Here is a 1,126-nt window from a genome sequence, read left to right as displayed (position 1 = left end):
ATCTCTTGCTGCTTGCGAAGGGATAAATTATGCAAGATTCCGCGTTTGGCTTGCAGCGCGAGCACAATATTTTCCCGAACCGTCAGTTCCCCGATAATGCCTTCGACCTTACGTTCTTCCGGACAAAAGGCTAAGCCATATTCGATCGCTTTCTTAGGAAACATGGTGCGGATCTTATCGTTATCGATCGTCATTGCACCTTCATCCGCCTTATCGATGCCAAAAATCAACTTTGCGATTTCCGTGCGCCCTGATCCGAGCAAACCTGCAAGTCCTAAAACCTCTCCTTTGCGAACCGTTATATCGAATGGCTCTATCGAACCTCGACGTCCTAATTGTTTGGCTGACACCCACACCTCGCCTTTTTTCATTCCGACAATCTTGCTCTGCTCCTCTTCGTCATTCCATTCACGGCCGATCATCTTGGAAATCAAGTTAATTCTCGGCAGCTCTTCGGTTAAGTACTCGCCTACAAGCTCACCATTTCTCAGCACTGTAATACGGTCAGATACCTCATAAACCTGATCCATGAAGYGAGTAACGAATACGATAGCCATACCCTCGTCCTTCAGTTTCCTCATAATTCGGAAGAGCTCCTTGACTTCCTGCTGATCAAGACTGGACGTTGGCTCATCCAGAATGAGTAGCCCGGAAGAAATATCTACGGCTCGCGCAATTGCTACCATCTGCTGAATCGCTACGGAAAATTCGGAAAGCGGCTTGGTTACGTCGAGCTGAATGCTCAATCGTTCCAGAAGCTCCTCCGCCTTACCGTTCAAGGTATGCCAATCGATGCTTCCTCCGCGCTTCCGTGGTTGACGGCCGATGAACAAGTTCTCCGAGACGGATAAATTCGGACATAGATTCACTTCTTGATAGACCGTGCTGATTCCTAATGCTTGCGCATCCTTTGGAGATTTGATGTGCACTTCCTGACCATTCAAGGTGACGATGCCTTGGTCCATCTCATGCACACCTGTCAAAACTTTAATCAAGGTGGATTTCCCTGCGCCATTCTGTCCCATCAAAGCATGAATTTCTCCTCTTTTAAGCTGAAAATCCACATTCGTTAAAGCTTTGACACCAGGGAAAAATTTACTAACGCCAGTCATCGTTAATACAGGCT

1 protein-coding gene is annotated in these 1,126 nt (G+C 47.2%); it reads right to left on the bottom strand.

What is annotated here, in order from left to right; genetic code table 11:
- A partial coding sequence (locus tag AC1DUA_RS38605) for a sugar ABC transporter ATP-binding protein (RefSeq protein ID WP_477504722.1) occupies positions 1–1,126 on the bottom strand: 1,126 nt, incomplete at both ends.

This window comes from Paenibacillus sp. 01T422 (assembly GCF_056398785.1).
Note: the sequence above shows the minus strand (reverse complement) of the source record. Positions and strands in the feature narration are given on the sequence as shown.